The sequence below is a fragment of the Microbacterium sp. SS28 genome, assembly GCF_022761035.1.
Classification (GTDB): domain Bacteria; phylum Actinomycetota; class Actinomycetes; order Actinomycetales; family Microbacteriaceae; genus Microbacterium.
Window position 1 is genome coordinate 133,227 of the sequence record NZ_JAKWJP010000004.1, and the last position, 15,604, is coordinate 148,830.

The 15,604-nt window shown below is 70.7% G+C and carries 16 protein-coding genes; 2 read left to right on the forward strand and 14 right to left on the reverse strand.

Translation table 11 applies throughout. The annotated features are described in order from the left end of the window. Window positions 1-40 precede the first annotated feature (40 nt). Entirely contained in the window at window positions 41-2,785 is a 2,745-nt protein-coding gene (locus tag MJ607_RS12330) for an ExeM/NucH family extracellular endonuclease (protein ID WP_243075893.1), read from the reverse strand. 165 nt (window positions 2,786-2,950) lie between these two features. On the opposite strand from MJ607_RS12330, the gene MJ607_RS12335 reads away from it, so the two are divergent. Both MJ607_RS12335 and purB read left to right on the forward strand, forming a co-directional pair. Beyond that, window positions 2,951-3,457, forward strand: coding sequence for a low molecular weight protein-tyrosine-phosphatase (locus tag MJ607_RS12335; protein ID WP_243075894.1), 507 nt, complete (start codon window positions 2,951-2,953; stop codon window positions 3,455-3,457). Window positions 3,458-3,498: 41 nt separating this feature from the next. Then, window positions 3,499-4,914 carry an adenylosuccinate lyase gene (gene purB / locus MJ607_RS12340; protein ID WP_243075895.1) on the forward strand — a complete coding sequence of 472 codons (1,416 nt, stop codon included), beginning with the start codon at window positions 3,499-3,501 and terminating at the stop codon, window positions 4,912-4,914. Here purB and MJ607_RS12345 read toward each other — a convergent pair. From MJ607_RS12345 to dnaB, 13 genes are all read right to left on the reverse strand, one after another. Continuing rightward, window positions 4,911-5,252, reverse strand: coding sequence for an amino acid transporter (locus MJ607_RS12345; RefSeq protein ID WP_243075896.1), 342 nt, complete (start codon window positions 5,250-5,252; stop codon window positions 4,911-4,913). The two genes, purB and MJ607_RS12345, sit on opposite strands and share 4 nt — an antisense overlap. After that, the gene (locus tag MJ607_RS12350) at window positions 5,249-5,923 is read right to left on the reverse strand and encodes an acyl-CoA synthetase (RefSeq protein ID WP_243075897.1); all 675 of its coding nucleotides are present in this window, start codon (window positions 5,921-5,923) and stop codon (window positions 5,249-5,251) included. Before MJ607_RS12350 ends, MJ607_RS12345 begins: the two co-directional genes overlap by 4 nt. Window positions 5,924-6,129: 206 nt before the next feature. Continuing rightward, window positions 6,130-7,308 (reverse strand): cystathionine gamma-synthase, encoded by a 1,179-nt coding sequence (locus MJ607_RS12355; protein ID WP_243075898.1) that lies wholly within the window; start codon window positions 7,306-7,308, stop codon window positions 6,130-6,132. Beyond that, window positions 7,305-8,309: a pyridoxal-phosphate dependent enzyme gene (locus MJ607_RS12360; RefSeq protein ID WP_243075899.1), complete on the reverse strand. Its 1,005-nt coding sequence runs from the start codon at window positions 8,307-8,309 to the stop codon at window positions 7,305-7,307. Before MJ607_RS12360 ends, MJ607_RS12355 begins: the two co-directional genes overlap by 4 nt. A 196-nt stretch (window positions 8,310-8,505) precedes the next feature. After that, the gene (locus MJ607_RS12365) at window positions 8,506-9,171 is read right to left on the reverse strand and encodes a hypothetical protein (RefSeq protein ID WP_243075900.1); all 666 of its coding nucleotides are present in this window, start codon (window positions 9,169-9,171) and stop codon (window positions 8,506-8,508) included. Further along, window positions 9,168-9,644 carry a MarR family winged helix-turn-helix transcriptional regulator gene (locus MJ607_RS12370; RefSeq protein WP_243075901.1) on the reverse strand — a complete coding sequence of 159 codons (477 nt, stop codon included), beginning with the start codon at window positions 9,642-9,644 and terminating at the stop codon, window positions 9,168-9,170. The genes MJ607_RS12365 and MJ607_RS12370 overlap by 4 nt, the downstream gene beginning before the upstream one ends. 41 nt (window positions 9,645-9,685) lie before the next feature. Then, window positions 9,686-10,612, reverse strand: a complete 927-nt coding sequence (locus MJ607_RS12375) for a S1C family serine protease (protein ID WP_243076257.1) — start codon at window positions 10,610-10,612, stop codon at window positions 9,686-9,688. A gap of 195 nt (window positions 10,613-10,807) precedes the next feature. Next, complete coding sequence (locus MJ607_RS12380; protein ID WP_243075902.1) at window positions 10,808-11,605, reverse strand: alpha/beta fold hydrolase; 798 nt, start codon at window positions 11,603-11,605, stop codon at window positions 10,808-10,810. 54 nt (window positions 11,606-11,659) lie between these two features. Further along, on the reverse strand, window positions 11,660-12,403 hold the full coding sequence (locus MJ607_RS12385; protein WP_243075903.1) for an SUMF1/EgtB/PvdO family nonheme iron enzyme: 744 nt from the start codon (window positions 12,401-12,403) through the stop codon (window positions 11,660-11,662). Window positions 12,404-12,422: 19 nt separating this feature from the next. Further along, the gene (locus MJ607_RS12390) at window positions 12,423-13,268 is read right to left on the reverse strand and encodes a hypothetical protein (protein WP_243075904.1); all 846 of its coding nucleotides are present in this window, start codon (window positions 13,266-13,268) and stop codon (window positions 12,423-12,425) included. 44 nt (window positions 13,269-13,312) lie between these two features. Continuing rightward, entirely contained in the window at window positions 13,313-13,591 is a 279-nt protein-coding gene (locus tag MJ607_RS12395) for a putative quinol monooxygenase (RefSeq protein ID WP_243075905.1), read from the reverse strand. Between the two features lie 60 nt (window positions 13,592-13,651). Next, complete coding sequence (locus MJ607_RS12400) at window positions 13,652-13,876, reverse strand: YkvA family protein (protein ID WP_243075906.1); 225 nt, start codon at window positions 13,874-13,876, stop codon at window positions 13,652-13,654. A gap of 66 nt (window positions 13,877-13,942) precedes the next feature. Then, window positions 13,943-15,319 carry a replicative DNA helicase gene (gene dnaB, locus MJ607_RS12405; RefSeq protein WP_243075907.1) on the reverse strand — a complete coding sequence of 459 codons (1,377 nt, stop codon included), beginning with the start codon at window positions 15,317-15,319 and terminating at the stop codon, window positions 13,943-13,945. Window positions 15,320-15,604 lie beyond the last annotated feature (285 nt).

Below are 15,604 nucleotides of genomic sequence, written 5' to 3' on the forward strand. Positions count from 1 at the left end.
CGGCGCTGGGGAGGAGCGGCCGCTCCGCCCCAGCGGTGCATCACCGCAGGATCGCGGTCCCCACGACGACCTTCGTCGACGCGGTCGTGCTGTTGCCCGCGGCATCCGTCGCCCTGTAGGTGAAGGTGTACACCGCCTTGTTGACGGCTCGGACCCGGAACGACGTGTCGGTGACTGTGACGACCTCCGCCTTCTTCGCCCCCGCGGCCTTCACCTCGATCAGCTCGACTGTCGGTGCGTCACCGCTGTCGTCAGCGGCCTGCACGGCGATGGTGATCGGGCGCAGCGTGCCCGTGGGCAGGACGATCCACTTCTGCGACGGCTGGACCGTGAGCGTCGGCGGCGTCGTGTCGAGCTCGATGCCGACGAGCACCGGGTCGTGGTCGCTCGACCGGTAGGCGTCGGGGGCATACAGCCCCGCCACCTGCGGAGCCGGCTTGAACTCCGTGTTGTAGTCGAGCACCTGGGCCTCGTCGGCGTTGATCGACCATGTCGAGGCGCCTGCGACGTCGCCCACGAGTCCCGGTCCCGCGAGTGCGTGGTCGAGGTAGCCGAGCTGCCCGTCGAAGACGTACGAGTAGGCGCCCTCGCCCTGGAACTGCAGGAGCAGGTCGGTGTACCCGGCGCCGGTCAGCACATCGATCGGGTCCTCCTTGTCGTACGAGTTGAGGTCGCCGATGATGAGCGTGCGGTCACCGGTCCCCTGGCCCGTCGGGTCGCCTGCGAGCCAGTCGGCGAGTGCCTCGGCCGCAGCCGTGCGGGTCTGGTTGCAGTTGCCCGATCCGTCGCCCGTGTCGGGGTCGCCCGCCGCCGTGCAGGCGGAGCTCTTCGACTTCAAGTGGTTGACGACGACGGTGAACGGCTCGCCGCCCGCTCTCCCGCCGAAGGTCTGGGCGAGCGCGGGCCGATTGAGCGAGTCGATGAACCGCGGGTCCACGTCCGACGTCAGCAGCTCGGGGTCGCCGAGCGGCTCGACGGTCGCCGTCTTGTAGACGAAGGCTGTCGTGATGACGTCGGTGCCGATCTTTCCGGTGTCGATGTACGAGTACGCCTCGTGACCGACGGCCAGGTTGAGCGCCTCGGTGAGCGTCGCGACGGCCGGGGTCTCGGCATCGCCGTTGTTCTCGATCTCGATGAGGCCGAACACGTCGGCGTCGATCTCGACGAGCGCCGCCACGATCTTCTCCTGCTGCCGCGTCAGCTCGAACGGCGTGCTCGCACCACGCGAGCCGATCGTCGTGAAGTAGTTCAGGACGTTGAAGCTCGACACCTCGAGGTCGCCGCCCACGTCGGGCGCGGCCGTCCGCGGGTTGTGCACCTCGTAGCCGGGATCCTGCGTCGGCTGGATGCCGTACGAGAAGACCTGCGGGGTGTCGCCCGTTCGCACCCGCTGGTCGAGGATGCCCGTCACGCCCGTGAGCACATCGCCGCCGCGGAAGACGTGCTGGAGGGTGAACGGGTCGCCGTCCGGGTGCAGGAGCGGGTCGGGGTTCTGCCGCGTGCGCGCGTCGTCGACGATGATCTGCTCGGCGATGTTGGATGCCGCGAGCGCCTGCTGCTCGGCGGAGCCGGGCTCGTAGGTCGCGGTGGGCTGGTACTGCCGGCCGAGCGACGCCGTCACGGTGTTGAAGCGGCCGAACTCGAAGTACTCGGCGATCGTGAGGGGCTGCGCGAAGGTCACGTACATGCCCTCGAAGGCCTCGCGCTCCTCATCCGAGAGCGGAAGCGCGAGGACGATCGGGGCGGGCACGGCACCGCCGGTGGTGCACACCTCGGTATCGGCGGCCGTGACCTCGGTGAGTCCCTGGAACTCGCTCACGGCGCCCGCGACGTTCACGACGTCGCCGACCTGGACGTCGGTGATCCCGTCGCCGTTGCCCGGCGTGTTGTCGGGGTCCTGCTGGTACACGAAGACTCCGTCGGACGTCTCCGCGACGCCGTCGCCCACGTCCTGCAGGTAGAAGCCGTCGAGATCGGTGTGCTGGAAGTCGGCAACGACCGTGCCCTGGATGCGCACGACCGAGCCGGCGGCGGGCGACGCGGCGCCGGCGCCCTGCACCGAGCCGATCGTCACGCTCGTCGACGTGCAGTCGGCGTCCCCGGCGGGGGCGTCGGGCTTCGGCACGAGCGCATTGGCCGCGCCGGGAGTGTTGAACGCCTCGCCGAAGTCGGGTGTCCCCGCGATGTTCGGGATGCCGGCGAGATCGAAGTCGTTGCGGACCCAGTCGGCAACGCTGTCGGTGTCCGTGCCGTCCGGGATGCGCGATGCGCCGCCCGGGAGGAAGGTCACGCCGTCGAAGGATGCCGTGAGTGCGACGCCGCCGTACGCGCGGTCGCCGGCCCCGCCGTCGCTGATCGCGATCGCGTCGACGACGGTGAGCGCGGGATCGTCGACGACGCCGTCGTCGTTCGCGTCGATGTCGGAGCCGGCGGCCGGGATCGTCCCCGTCACGAGGAGCAGGCTCACCGTGCCGTTCTCGAGCTCGTTGGCGGGGAGCGAGAGCAGGACCCGCCCCGCGGCATCCGGTGTCCCCGGCGCGAAGACGCCGTCGACGGTGCCTGTCGCGGGCGCGTCGCCCTCGATCTCGAGCACGCGGTAGCCCGACAGGTCGGCGCCCGGCGCCGCGAGCAGCTCGATGAACTCGACATCGGTGCCGGCGGTGCTCGCGGAGAATTCGTTGATGACGGGATGCTCCGCCGCGGCGGCGGGAGGTGCCGCGACGAGCGTCGCCGCAGCGACTGCTCCTGCGGCGACGAAGACGGATGGGCGGACGAACCTGTTCACGGGGCCTCCTCGAGCGTGCACGCGGAAAGGAGGCCTCGTGGGCCCCCGCGGTCACGCTAGGGGAGCCGCTGCGACGGCGGTAGATCTTGCGGTGGCCGTCGGGTGAACGATATGGGGGCATCCGGGGCTGTGCGATAGCTCGCCTCAGGACACAGAATGGAACGCATGACCTCGAGCACCGTGGAGCCCTTCCGCGTCGTGTTCGTCTGCACCGGCAACATCTGCCGCTCCCCGATGGCCGAGATCGTGTTCCGGGAGTTCGCGGATGCCGCGGGCCTGCGCGAGCGCGTCGGCTCGACGAGCGCCGGCACGGGCGACTGGCACGTCGGCGAGCGCGCCGACCTGCGCACGATCGAGGCCCTCCAGCGCCGCGGCTACGACGGCGGCCAGCATCGCGCGCGGCAGTTCACGCTGGGTGACTTCGCCCACAGCGACCTCGTCGTCGCGCTCGACCGCAGCCACGAGCGCATCCTGCGCGGGTGGGCGCGCACCGAGGCGGACGCCGACAAGATCGCGCTGCTCATGTCGTTCGACTCGCAGGCGCAGACGCTCGACGTGCCCGACCCCTACTACGCGGGGCCCGGAATGTTCGACGAGGTGCTCGGTATGATCGAGAGCGCGAGCCGGTCGCTCTTCCGGCAGCTCGAACCCGCGATCCGCCCCGCCGTCTGAGACGGCGCCGGGCTCGCGTGAAGCGTCCCGACGGGAGTCCCGTGACCACCTCCGCCCTCGGCATCCAGCCCCTCAGCCCCCTCGACGGGCGTTATCAAGCCGCCGTCGCCGGCCTCGGCGACTACCTCTCGGAGGCGGGCCTCAACCGCGCCCGCGTCGAGGTCGAGGTCGAGTGGCTCATCGCCCTCACCGACCGATCGCTCTTCGGCACCCAGCCGCTCGGCGAAGTCGAGAAGGACCGCCTCCGCGTCCTGTACCTCGACTTCGGCACGGACGACATCGCGTGGCTCGCCGAGCGCGAAGCCGTCACGCGTCACGACGTCAAGGCCGTCGAGTACCTCGTGCGCGACCGGCTCACGCAGCTCGGCCTCGACCGCATCGCCGAGCTCACGCACTTCGCGTGCACGAGCGAGGACATCAACTCCACCGCCTACGCCCTGACCGTCAAGCGCGCCGTCGAAGAGGTCTGGCTGCCGGCGCTGCGCTCGGTGAGCTCGACCCTCGCCGCCCTCGCGCGCGCGCACCGCGATGCCGCGATGCTCTCGCGCACGCACGGCCAGCCCGCGACGCCCACGACGATGGGCAAGGAGCTCGCCGTCTTCGCGTGGCGCCTCGACCGCGTCGCGGCGCAGATCGCGGCATCCGACTTCCTCGCGAAGTTCTCGGGTGCGACCGGCACGTGGTCGGCGCACCTCGCGGCCGAGCCGGACGTCGCGTGGCCGACCGTCGCCCGCGAGTTCATCGAGTCGCTCGAGCTGGGCTTCAACCCGCTCACGACGCAGATCGAGTCGCACGACTGGCAGGTCGAGCTGTACGACCGGATCCGGCACGCGGGCGGCATCCTGCACAATCTCGCCTCGGACATCTGGACCTACATCTCGATCGGCTACTTCACGCAGATCCCCGTCGCGGGCGCGACCGGGTCCTCGACGATGCCGCACAAGATCAACCCGATCCGCTTCGAGAACGCCGAGGCGAACCTCGAGATCTCGGGCGGGCTGCTCGCGACCCTCTCGCAGACGCTCGTCACGAGCCGTCTGCAGCGCGACCTCACCGACTCGACGACGCAGCGCAACATCGGCGTCGCCCTCGGCCACTCGCTGCTCGCGCTCGACAACCTGCGGCGCGGGCTCGGCGAGATCTCGCTCGCAGAGGACGTGCTCCTGGCCGACCTCGACGGCAACTGGGAGGTGCTCGGCGAGGCGATTCAGACCGTCGTGCGCGCCGAGATCGTCGAGGGCCGCTCGCAGATCACCGACCCGTACGCACTGCTCAAGGAGCTTACGCGCGGCCGTCGCGTCGGCGCCGCCGAGCTCGCGGAGTTCGTGCGCGGGCTCGACATCGGCGACGAGGCCAAGGACCGCCTCGTGGCGCTCACGCCCGCGACCTACGCGGGGCTCGCCTCCGAGCTCGTGGGTCTGCTCGGGGAAGCCCCCGCCTCGAGCCCCGAGGACTAAGCGCGCGGCTGATCACCGGATGCCGCGGCATCCGGTGCATCGCCGTCGGCGGGCTTCTCGTCGGGCAGCAGGACGGCCCGGTCGACTGTCTTCTCGACCTGCGCGGGATCGACCGCGAGCAGCAGCAGCGAGACGATGAGCAGGACGGCGATGAAGGCTACGCCGGCGGCGACCGCCGCGACGACGCCGACCTGCTGCAGCTCCTCGCCCGTACGCTGCTGGAAGAAGCCCATCGAGACGAGCGTCACGATGCCCGTGAAGGCGGCGGCGCCGAACGCGAGGCCCAGCAGCTGGACGGGCTTCATGAGATCGCGGCGGGTGGGCTTTTCGTCGGTCATGAGGGGTTCTCCTGATCGGATGCCGCGGTCGCGGCCTCCGTCGAGGGCTCGAGGGCTGCGCGGCGAGGCGAGAAGCCCGCGATGCCGAGGTAGACGGCGATGATCGCGGCGTAGCCGCCGAAGACGCCCACCCCGATCGTGATGCCGGTGAGGGTGAAGGACTGGCCCGCGTCGGCGATGTAGTAGTCCAGCGCGTACTGCGTCGGGACGACCGCGAGACCGACCGCGAGCAGCAGCGTCATGATGCCGACCGTGAGCGCGTCGCGCGCCTCACCGCGGGCCTGAGGGTCGTGGGACTCGGCCGCGGTGCGCCGGGCGCGCAGACCCGCCGCCGTCTCGATGACACCCGCGAGAACCGCCCACACGATCACGACGACGAAGAAGATCGTCGTCGTGCGCCACGTCGAGACGCCGCCGACCATTCCCGCGATGACGGTCACGATGCCGAGCAGCACCGACGGCCAGCGGCTGCCGGCCGGGTAGACGAGCCAGATGGCGACGAAGAACACGATCGAGGTCGCGATCGCCCAGCCGCTGAAGACCGCCATGCCGACCGCTGCGGAGTGGTCGGGCGAGAAGGTGATCATGACCGCTGCGAGCGCCGCGAAAGCGGCGCGCGCGAGCTGCACGTGGCGCACTTCGAAGGTGCGCGGGGCAGGGGATGTCGACACGGGTCCACTCGACGGAGAGGCGGAAAGGGATGCTTCCAGTCTAGGTCGCCCCGCGATCAGGCGTTTCCTCGCGGCGGTCGCGGCGGATCCACAGGTCAACCACGCGAGTGCAGGTCGAAATCCGGCGGCCATATCGTCCTGTGAACGCGTGGTTGACCTGTCGGCGCGGGGTCGAGGCAAGCCCGGTGCCGCCGCAGGATGCGGTCTCAGAGGAGTGCGAGAGCTCCGTCCAGGTCTGCGAGGAGGTCGTCGATCGCCTCGATGCCGACCGAGAGACGCACGACCTCGACGGGGACGGCGAGCTCGGTGCCGCGCACCGACGCGTGAGTCATCTCGTCGGGGTAGTTGACGAGCGACTCGACGCCGCCGAGCGACTCGGCGAGCTGGAACATGCGGGTCGACTCCGCGAACCGCCGAGCGGCCGGCCCGTCGGCGAGCGCGAGCGACACGATCCCGCCGAATCCCGACATCTGGCGGGCCGCGATCTCGTGCCCCGGATGATCGGGCAGACCGGGGTAGTACACGTGCGCGACGCGTTCATGCCGCGAAAGGAATTCAGCGACCGCACCCGCGTTCTCGCTGTGCCGCTGCATGCGCACGGCGAGCGTCTTGATGCCCCTCGTCGTGAGGAACGCGTCGAGCGGTCCCGAGACCGCGCCGACGGCGAACTGCAGGAACTTGACCTTCTCGGCGAGCGCGTCGTCGTCGACGACGAGCGCCCCGCCGACGACGTCGGAGTGCCCGCCGAGATACTTCGTCGCGGAGTGCACGACGACGTCGGCGCCGAGCGACAGCGGCTGCTGCAGCGCGGGCGAGGCGAACGTGTTGTCGACCACCACGAGGGCTCCCGCCTCGTGGCCGAGCCGTGCGAGGCCCACGATGTCGGTGATCTTGAGCAGGGGGTTGCTCGGCGTCTCTACCCAGAGGATGCGGGCGGGGCGCTCGGCGAGGCTCGCCGCGACGGCATCGAGGTCGCTCATGTCGACGACGCGGACGCCGACGCCCCACGGCCCGAGGACGCGGGCGAGCAGCCGATAGGTGCCGCCGTACACATCGCTGCCGAGGAGCACTTCGTCGCCGGGCTGGAGGACGGCGCGCAGCAGGGCGTCCTCGGCCGCGAGACCCGATGAGAACGAGAACGCGTGCAGGCCGCCCTCGATCGCAGCGAGCTGCCGCTCGAGCGCCGTGCGCGTCGGGTTGCCGCTGCGCCCGTACTCGTATCCGTTGTGCAGGCCGCCTATGCCTGCCTGGGCATACGTCGTCGAGAAGTGCACGGGCGGGATGACGGCGCCCGTCGTCGGGTCGAAGGCCTGGCCCGCGTGGACGGCGAGGCTCTCGAAGCTCCGGGCGGGAACCGTCGTGCGGGCGGCGGGCGATTCGGTCACGCGGAGCTCCTTGCGCTCGTGTCTGCGGATGCGGGGTCTTCAGCGTCGATGGAGTACCCATGCGAGGTCATCCAGTCGTCGTCGAAGAGCTTGCTCAGGTACCCGCGGCCGTGGTCGGGCAGCAGGACGACCATGACGGCGTCCGCGGGGAGGTCGCGCGCCGCGCGGAGCGCGCCGACGACGGCCATGCCGCTCGAGCCTCCGACGAGCAGCCCCTCTTCGCGCGCGAGCCGGCGCGCCATCGCGAACGACTCCGCATCGCTGATGCGGTGGATCTCGTCGACGACGGAGGGGTCGTACGCGGCGGGCCAGAAGTCCTCACCCACGCCCTCGACGTCGTACCCGTGAACGGGCCCGCCCGAGTAGATCGACCCGACGGGATCGGCCGCGATGATGCGCACCTCTCCCGCGGATGCCTCCTTGAGGAAGCGTCCCGTCCCCGTGATCGTCCCGCCTGTGCCGACGCCCGCGACGAAGTGCGTCACGCGACCCTCGGTGTCGCGCCAGATCTCAGGACCCGTGGTCTCGTAGTGGCTGCGCGGGCCGTTCTGGTTGGCGTACTGGTTGGGCTTGAAGGCCCCGGGGATCTCGCGCACGAGCCGGTCGGACACGCTGTAGTACGAGCGCGGATCCTCGGGCTCGACGGCGGTCGGCGCGACGACGACCTCGGCGCCGTACGCGCGCAGCACGCCGCGCTTGTCCTCGGCGACCTTGTCGGGCACGACGAAGATGCAGCGGTACCCGCGCTGCTGCGCGACGAGGGCGAGACCCACGCCCGTATTGCCGCTCGTCGGCTCGACGATCGTCCCACCGGGCCCCAGGAGTCCCTCGCGCTCGGCTGCGTCGATGATGTTGGCGGCGATCCTGTCCTTCGACGATCCGCCGGGGTTGAAGTACTCCACCTTCGCGAGCACCGTCGCGGCGATGCCGGTGGTGACGCGGTTCAGGCGGACGAGGGGGGTGTTGCCGACGAGGTCGGCGACGCTCTGCGCGTATCGCACGGTGTGTCCTCAGGGTAAGGCCGCGCTGAGATCGCGCGGGAGCTGTCGGGGTCGTCGAAGGCGAGTGCGAGGCACTCAGCGACAACAGCGACAGGTCAGCACGGTTCGTAGCCTACGTTCGGCCGCGCGGCGCGGCGCCTTTGTTACGTGATGTCACGCTACGCCGCGGCGCGGACCGCGTCGATGGGGGCGGCGCTCACGGGATGTTCCGGCGCACAGCGTCCATGAAGCCCTCGACGTCGTCGGTCCACAGCCGCACGACGGTGACGAGCTGCTCCCCGCCCTTGGGCGCGCGACCGGGCAGCCGTACGGGCGTCGGGCCCTCGAGGGCGATCTCGACGTTGGTCTCGTGCTGCATGCGCAGCGACAGCATCCGTCCGTCATCATCCTCGGTGATGCGCGGCGTCTTCGGCTCGTCGATGCGCGCGCTGCGCGAGACCGACGCGATGTCGTCCCACGAGAGCGGGATGTCGGTCTCGAGGCCTTCACGCACGCGGATGCCCTCCGGCCCGACGGTGTGGGGCCGCATGAGGTACGCGCAGAGGAGCCCGATCATCCACGTGACACCCCAGATGCCCAGGATCAGCAGCGCGATGCGCGGCACGGGCCAGCGGTGCACGATGAGGTCGATGATCGGGATCTCGACCGCCGAGAGCCCGATGAACACGAGCAGGATCGTCAGCACCGGCCGGTGGTAGCCGAAGCCGGCGGCGCCGGGGGCGATCGCGGGACGGCGTGCGATCGCGCGTGCGATGTTCGCGTAGATGCGCAGCTCGAGCAGCACGACGCGGACCACGAGCGACCACCAGCCCCTGAGCCGCTCGAGGGTCGTCGCGGCTGCGAGGGTCTGCGACGCGGTCATGAGGGGGTTCCTGATGCCGCGGCCCGCGCCGCGCCCTGTGCCTCGGCCTCGGCCAGCAGGAGCGCGAGCCGATCGGCGATCGCCTCGACACCGCGCTCGACCGCCTCGCGGTCGTCGGGGCGCACCGCATCGAGCAGCGTCGCACTGAGTTCGCCGTGCTCGCGGACCGTCGTCTGCATGAGCTCGACGCCGAGGGGCGTGAGGCTCACGAGCACGGCGCGACGGTCGGTCGGATGCGGCGCGCGGTGCAGATAGCCCGCCTCCTCGAGCACGTCGACGAGGGCCGTGATGTTGCGCGGCGTCACCTCGAGGGCCTGCGCCAGGGCGTGCTGCCTCGTGGGCCCCGCGTGGTGGACGACCCAGAGCACCCGCATCCGCGCCGCCGACAGCGGCGTGCCCGCGAAGGCGCGCGCCATGTCCCGCTCGAACAGGGCGCCGATGAGCAACAGGCGGTCGAGGATCGTGACGGACATACCGTTACATTACTACATCGTTACCTGTGTTCACTAAATGCTCAGCCGGCGCGGAGCTCCTCAGGTTCCACGACGACGTCGACGAGGGCGCCGCTGCGCCAGAGGGTCATCTCGATCCGCCGGCCGATCGCGTGCTCGACCATCTGCCGCTGGACTCCCGTGACCGACGTGATCGGCGTGCCGTCGAGTGCGATCACGATGTCGCCGCGGCGAGCGCCCGCTTGGGCCGCGGGGCTTCCCTCGACGACCGACGCGACCTGCATGCCCGTGCGCGAGCCGACCTTCGCAGCGATAGGCGGCGCGAGCGGCACCTGCGCGCCGGCGACGCCGAGCCAGGCGCGGCGCACCCGGCCGGTGCGGATGAGCGAGTCGATGATCTCCCGGGTCGTGGGGTTGATCGGCACCGCGAGCCCGAGCCCGATGCCGGCGACCGCCGTGTTGACGCCGATCATGCGACCGCGGCTGTCGGCGAGCACGCCGCCGCTGTTGCCGGGGTTGAGCGCGGCATCCGTCTGGATCACCTCGTCGATCACCCGACCCGACCGGGTCGGCAGCGAGCGCCCGAGGGCCGACACGATGCCCGCCGTCACGCTTCCCGCGAGGCCCAGCGGATTGCCGAGGGCGACGACGAGCTGCCCGACCTTGAGCGCCGTCGCGTCGCCCCACGGCACGGGCGGCGGCGTGGCGCCGTCCGCGCGCAGCACAGCGAGGTCGCTCAGCGGGTCGCTCCCCGCGACGGTCGCCGGCAACTCGGTGCCGTCCGCGAAGGCGATCGAGACGCGGGCGGCGCCTTCGACGACGTGCGCGCTCGTGAGCAGGTGGCCGTCGCGCGAGATGACCGAGGCGCTGCCGCCGCCGGAGCCCCGGTCGGAGCGCACCGTCACGGCGGCGACCGATGGGAGGACGGATGTCGCGACCGCCGTCACGGCGCGCGAGTACGCGTCGAGCACCGAGTCGTCGTCCGGCATCGCATCTGCGTTCACGAGGCCATCCTGATCCCGCACGGGGGGAGGTGGCCGCGTGTTCGCGGTGGGCTGAGCAGCCGCCGACCTCTCGGGCAGCTCGAGGACGGTGCGGCCGGGAGAGCCGTGACGGCCGCGCGCCGTTCCCTGACGGTCCTGCGCGAGTGTGCGGCGAGCCTGCCGCGAGCGTGCGGCGGTGGGTCACCGCTCCGACAGGTAGGCGATCGCCTCCTGGCGGAACACCCGCGACCCCGGCGCATTGAAGTGGTGGCGCTCGGGGATCTCGAGGAAGGTTCCGCGCGGCGTGGCGGCCGCAAGCTGGCGCGACTGCTCCAGGATCGCGTCCTGACTTCCCGTCGCGAACAGGACGGGCTGCGGCGGCGGGTTCGCCGGATCCGGGTCGGCGTCTCCGAGCCGCATGCCCTCGGCGAGCGCGACGAGCACGCCGAGATCATTGCCCGGCACGCGCTCCGCGAGGGTCACGTAGTTCAGCGTGACGCGATCCGTCACCGGGATGCCGCTCTCGGCGTAGGCGCGCGCCTGGTCGATGTCGACCCGCGCGAGGGGCCGCCCGTCAGGGATCCCGCCCAGCACGCCGCGTGTGACGCGGTGCGGCGCATCGACCAGGAGCTGCCAGCCGACGCGGCCGCCGAGGGAATACCCCGCGTAGAGGACGGTGTCGAGCAGGTAGGTGTCGAGCACCGTCAGCAGGTCGCCGACGAGCGCGGGCATCGTGTAGTCGCGGGGGTCATGCGGCTTGTCGCTCGCGCCGTGACCGCGCTGGTCGACCGCCAGGACGCGGAACCCGGCCCGCGTGAGGTCGCGCACCCACCCCGTGTCGACCCAGTTGTCGCGCGTGCTCGACGCGAAGCCGTGCACGCACAGCACGGTGTCGGCCGAATCGTCGCCCCACGCGTAGGTCGCGATGCGGTGCCCCTCGGCCGACATGATGTACTGCGGCGGCGGCATCTCGGTCAGGCCGGCGGGGGTGCTCTCCATGACTCCCACAATGGCCCCTCTCGCGACAAGTCGCACGGAGCCCGACACGCGAGGTCAGCGGCGCGGCGTCCACCCGGGCGGCAGCGGGTCGTCGATCGCCGCCCGTTCGCGGTCGGCGGCAGCCGACCACCCCTGGGCCTCGCCGGGTGTCGAGAAGCTTCCACGCGCGACCCGCAGGCCGACGTCCTCGTGATGCATGCGCGGAGCGCCGCCTCGTCTCGTCGACGCGCGGACGCTCCACGCGTCATCCGCGAATCCTCCCCCGCGGAAGACGCGATAGTCACCGTAGCGTGCGGGATCCAGCAGATCCCAGCACCACTCCCACGCGTTGCCGAGCGTGTCGAACAGGCCGTGGAGATTGGGCAGCTTGCCGCCGACGTCCTGCGGAGCGCGCACGCCGTCGGCGCCCGTCCACGCGACCTCCGCGAGCGGTCCGTAGTGCGGGCCGGTCGAACCCGCGCGGCACGCGTGCTCCCATTCCGCCTCTGTCGGCAGCCGGAACCCGTCGGCCTCCACGTCCCACGCGACATCTTCGCCGTCGAACGTGTAGACCGGGTCGAGGCCCTCCCACTCCGAGGCCGCGTTGCAGAAGCGGACGGCCCGGAGCCAGCTCACGTCGGTCGCGGGGCGACGGGGGTGGGATGCCGCCTCCCCCAGCATCTCCGAGAGCTGCTCCTGCGTCACGGCGTAGACGCCGAGATCGAACGGCTCGAGCTCGACCGTCCACCGGCGCTTGCGGCGCGCGTCGTGCAGCTGGACGGTGCCGCCGGGGATGCGCGTGAGCTCGAGGTCCGGCATCCGTCCAGTCTTCCAGCCGTCAGGGCCCGTCGGCGTAGACGATGACCTGGCCCTCGTGGAGGACGAACTGCAGGGCGCTGCCGACGGGGAACTCGTCGAGCACAGCGGCGGGCAGGCTCTCGGTGATCAGGATTGCGGCGGTCGGGTCGAAGTCGCCGGCGCCGCACCCCGCGCCGAGCAGCGTCGAGTTGCGCGAGTCGGGGACGACGAACAGGCACGGCAGCTTCTCGTCGCCGTAACCCCAGTTCTGCGGCACGAGGACCACTTTGAGGCCGTGAAACGTCTGGTAGACGGTGCCGCCGTCGGGCCGGTCGCCGAGGGAGTCGGGCCACGGCTCCTCGGAGTCCGCGCTCAGCACTCCGACGCTTCCCGGGTGGAACTGCATGGTCGTGTAGGTGAGGATCGCCCCGGCGAGCAGGGCGAGGGTCAGCGCACCCGCCCAGATGAGTGCGCCGCGGCGGCGCGGCGTCGTCGTCTCGTCCTCCGCGTCGTCCTCGGCGTCGGGGCCGGCCGGGTCGTCGGCGCCGGCCGCGGCGTCGGAGGCCGTGTCGTCGGGGTCGGTATCGCCGAGTCGGGCGGGGTCCCGGGCGATCGGCTCGAAGGCTCCGCGCTCGAAGCGCTCGGGCTCGGCATCGGGCTCATCGGCTGGCGACTCGAGAGACGCGGGCCCGAACGCGAGCTCGGAGTCCGTCTCGATCCCAGCTCCCGCACCGGCGACCGTGAAGACCGGCTTCGCGTCGGCCTGCGCGCGCTCCTCGAGATCCCGCAGGCGCTCCACGGCGGCGGGATCCTCGTGGATGTCGGCATTGCGCCCGTACGCGCGTGCGCGCAGCGAACGCAGCTCATCCCCAGACGGCTCGTGCATCAGGGCAATCGTCTCACCCTGACGGCCGGCAGTCTCCGCCCGCTTCAGAGTCCTTCGATCGCGTACCGGCGCTCGATCCCCGCGGTCGCGCGGCCCCACTCGCTGTCCGCGGTGCGCACCTGATGCTCGTGGAAGGATGCGGCATCCCGGAACACCTCTTCGACCGACCAGGTGCGCTCGTCACCGGTCGCCGCGACCTCGAATGCGACACAGCCCGGCTCGCTGCGCGTCAGCTCGACGTGCCGATCGAGATGACGTGCGATGATCTCGGCTTCGCCCTCGCTGCTGCAGATGAGCTGGCCCTTCAAACGGATGTCCGTCATGAACCCATCATGCCTCTGTGGTTCGCGGACCGTGGGTCCGCGTGCACCGGTGGCCGAAGCTCACGACCCCAGGCTTTCCTTCCATCGCCGCTGCTCGCGGAGGAAGAGCGCCGCGAAGATTCCCCAGATGCCGATGTCGTCCGCGAACCCCAGCGGCCCGAGAACGAGCTCGGGGATGAGGTCGATCGGCGAGAACGTGTAGACGACGGCGGCGATCGCGACGACCCACGTCGTCGGCGCGACACTGTACTCACGGCGCTTGACAGCCTTCAGGAACCTCCGCATGCGTCAAGTGTGCGGCACAGCGGGCGGAACGCGGGCGGGCGCTACCAACTCGTGACCTTTCGTGGGTCAGGCGAAGTCGCCACCCGGCGCCATGTCGGTGAAGCGCGAGAAGTGCCCCTGGAAGGCGACGGTGATCGTGTCGGTCGGGCCGTTTCGGTGCTTGGCGACGATGAGGTCGGCCTCGCCGGCGCGCGGGCTGTCCTTCTCGTACGCGGCCTCGCGGTGCAGCAGCACGACCATGTCGGCGTCCTGCTCGATCGAGCCCGATTCACGCAGATCCGAGAGCGCGGGCTTCTTGTCGGCGCGCTGCTCGGCGCCACGGTTCAGCTGCGAGAGGGCGACGACGGGTACTCCGAGCTCCTTCGCGAGGAGCTTGAGGGCGCGGGAGAACTCCGAGACCTCCTGCTGGCGCGACTCGACGCGCTTGCCGGACGTCATGAGCTGCAGGTAGTCGATCACGACCATCTTGAGCCCCTCGCGCTGCTTGAGCCGGCGGCACTTCGCGCGGATCTCGACGAGCGTCATGTTCGGGCTGTCGTCGATGAAGAGAGGCGCGTCGTTGATGCGGCCGCGCACCGAGGCGATCGTCGTCCAGTCCCGCGAGTCGAGCGTGCCCTTGCGCATGTTCTGCAGCGGCACCGCTCCCTCGGCGCTCATGAGGCGCATCGCGATCTCGCTGCGCCCCATCTCGAGCGAGAAGAAGATCGTCGGCATGTTGTGCTTGATCGCCGCCGTGCGGGCGAAATCCAGAGCGAGCGTCGACTTACCCATCGCCGGGCGTGCCGCGATGATGATCATCTGGCCCGGGTGCAGACCGTTGGTCAGCTGGTCGAGTCCCGAGAAGCCGGTCGGGATGCCGGTCATCTGGCCGTCGCGGCCACGGGCCGCCTCGATCTCGTCGACGGCCGCATCGACGGCGATCGTGAGCGGCACGTAGTCCTCGGCGGCCTCGGCTCCTGTGACGGAGTAGATCTCGGCCTGCGCGTTGTTGACGAGGTCGAGGGCCTCGCCCTGTCCCGAGTAGCCCATCTGCACGATGCGGGTGCCCGCGTCGACGAGGCGGCGCAGCAGCGCGCGCTCGCTCACGATCGAGGCGTAGTACCCGGCATTCGCGGCTGTCGGCACGATGGAGGTCAGCGTGTGGAGGTAGTCCACGCCGCCGGCGCGCTGCAGCTCGCCGCTCTTGATCAGCTCGTCGGTGACCGCGACGACGTCGGTCGGCTCGCCGTGCGAGTAGAGCGTGAGGATCGCCTCGAAGATCAGCTCGTGCTTCGGGACGTAGAAGTCGACCCCGCGGAGCGTCTCGATGACGTCGGCGACGGCGTCTTTCGACAGCAGCATGCCACCCAGGGCGCTCTGCTCGGCGAGGAGGTCATGCGGAGGCGTGCGCTCCGGCTGGCGCGGTCCGCCCAGGCGATCTTCGGAGATGTCGGCGATCGACAATTGCTTTTCCTCCTGATGATGCGACGGGCTCGCTTCGGGTTGCGCGCGGACATGCGTGGCGGGAGCGGCGAGCACTTCCCAGGTGTCTCGTCGTTCAGTTCAGCATCGGCACCCGACATCCACGTCGAACGCCGCGCCTCGCCCGCGGGCCGCACCCCACGCTAGAGACGGCCCCTCCGCATCGCAACACAGCCTGTGGATAAGTGTGTGGACAATCTGAGAGAAACGCCGCAAGACCTGTGGGCAACCCCTGTGGACAACATTCGATGATTGCCACCGACGTCG

What these genes read in the sequence shown, in the direction of transcription:
- MJ607_RS12335 (WP_243075894.1), top strand. Translation starts at nt 2,951, where the DNA reads ATGACCTCGAGCACCGTGGAGCCCTTCCGCGTCGTGTTCGTCTGCACC.
- MJ607_RS12345 (WP_243075896.1), bottom strand. Translation starts at nt 5,252, where the DNA reads ATGACCGACGAAAAGCCCACCCGCCGCGATCTCATGAAGCCCGTCCAG.
- MJ607_RS12365 (WP_243075900.1), bottom strand. Translation starts at nt 9,171, where the DNA reads ATGACCGCGTCGCAGACCCTCGCAGCCGCGACGACCCTCGAGCGGCTC.
- MJ607_RS12370 (WP_243075901.1), bottom strand. Translation starts at nt 9,644, where the DNA reads ATGTCCGTCACGATCCTCGACCGCCTGTTGCTCATCGGCGCCCTGTTC.
- MJ607_RS12375 (WP_243076257.1), bottom strand. Translation starts at nt 10,612, where the DNA reads ATGCCGGACGACGACTCGGTGCTCGACGCGTACTCGCGCGCCGTGACG.
- MJ607_RS12380 (WP_243075902.1), bottom strand. Translation starts at nt 11,605, where the DNA reads ATGGAGAGCACCCCCGCCGGCCTGACCGAGATGCCGCCGCCGCAGTAC.
- MJ607_RS12385 (WP_243075903.1), bottom strand. Translation starts at nt 12,403, where the DNA reads ATGCCGGACCTCGAGCTCACGCGCATCCCCGGCGGCACCGTCCAGCTG.
- MJ607_RS12390 (WP_243075904.1), bottom strand. Translation starts at nt 13,268, where the DNA reads ATGCACGAGCCGTCTGGGGATGAGCTGCGTTCGCTGCGCGCACGCGCG.
- MJ607_RS12395 (WP_243075905.1), bottom strand. Translation starts at nt 13,591, where the DNA reads ATGACGGACATCCGTTTGAAGGGCCAGCTCATCTGCAGCAGCGAGGGC.
- MJ607_RS12400 (WP_243075906.1), bottom strand. Translation starts at nt 13,876, where the DNA reads ATGCGGAGGTTCCTGAAGGCTGTCAAGCGCCGTGAGTACAGTGTCGCG.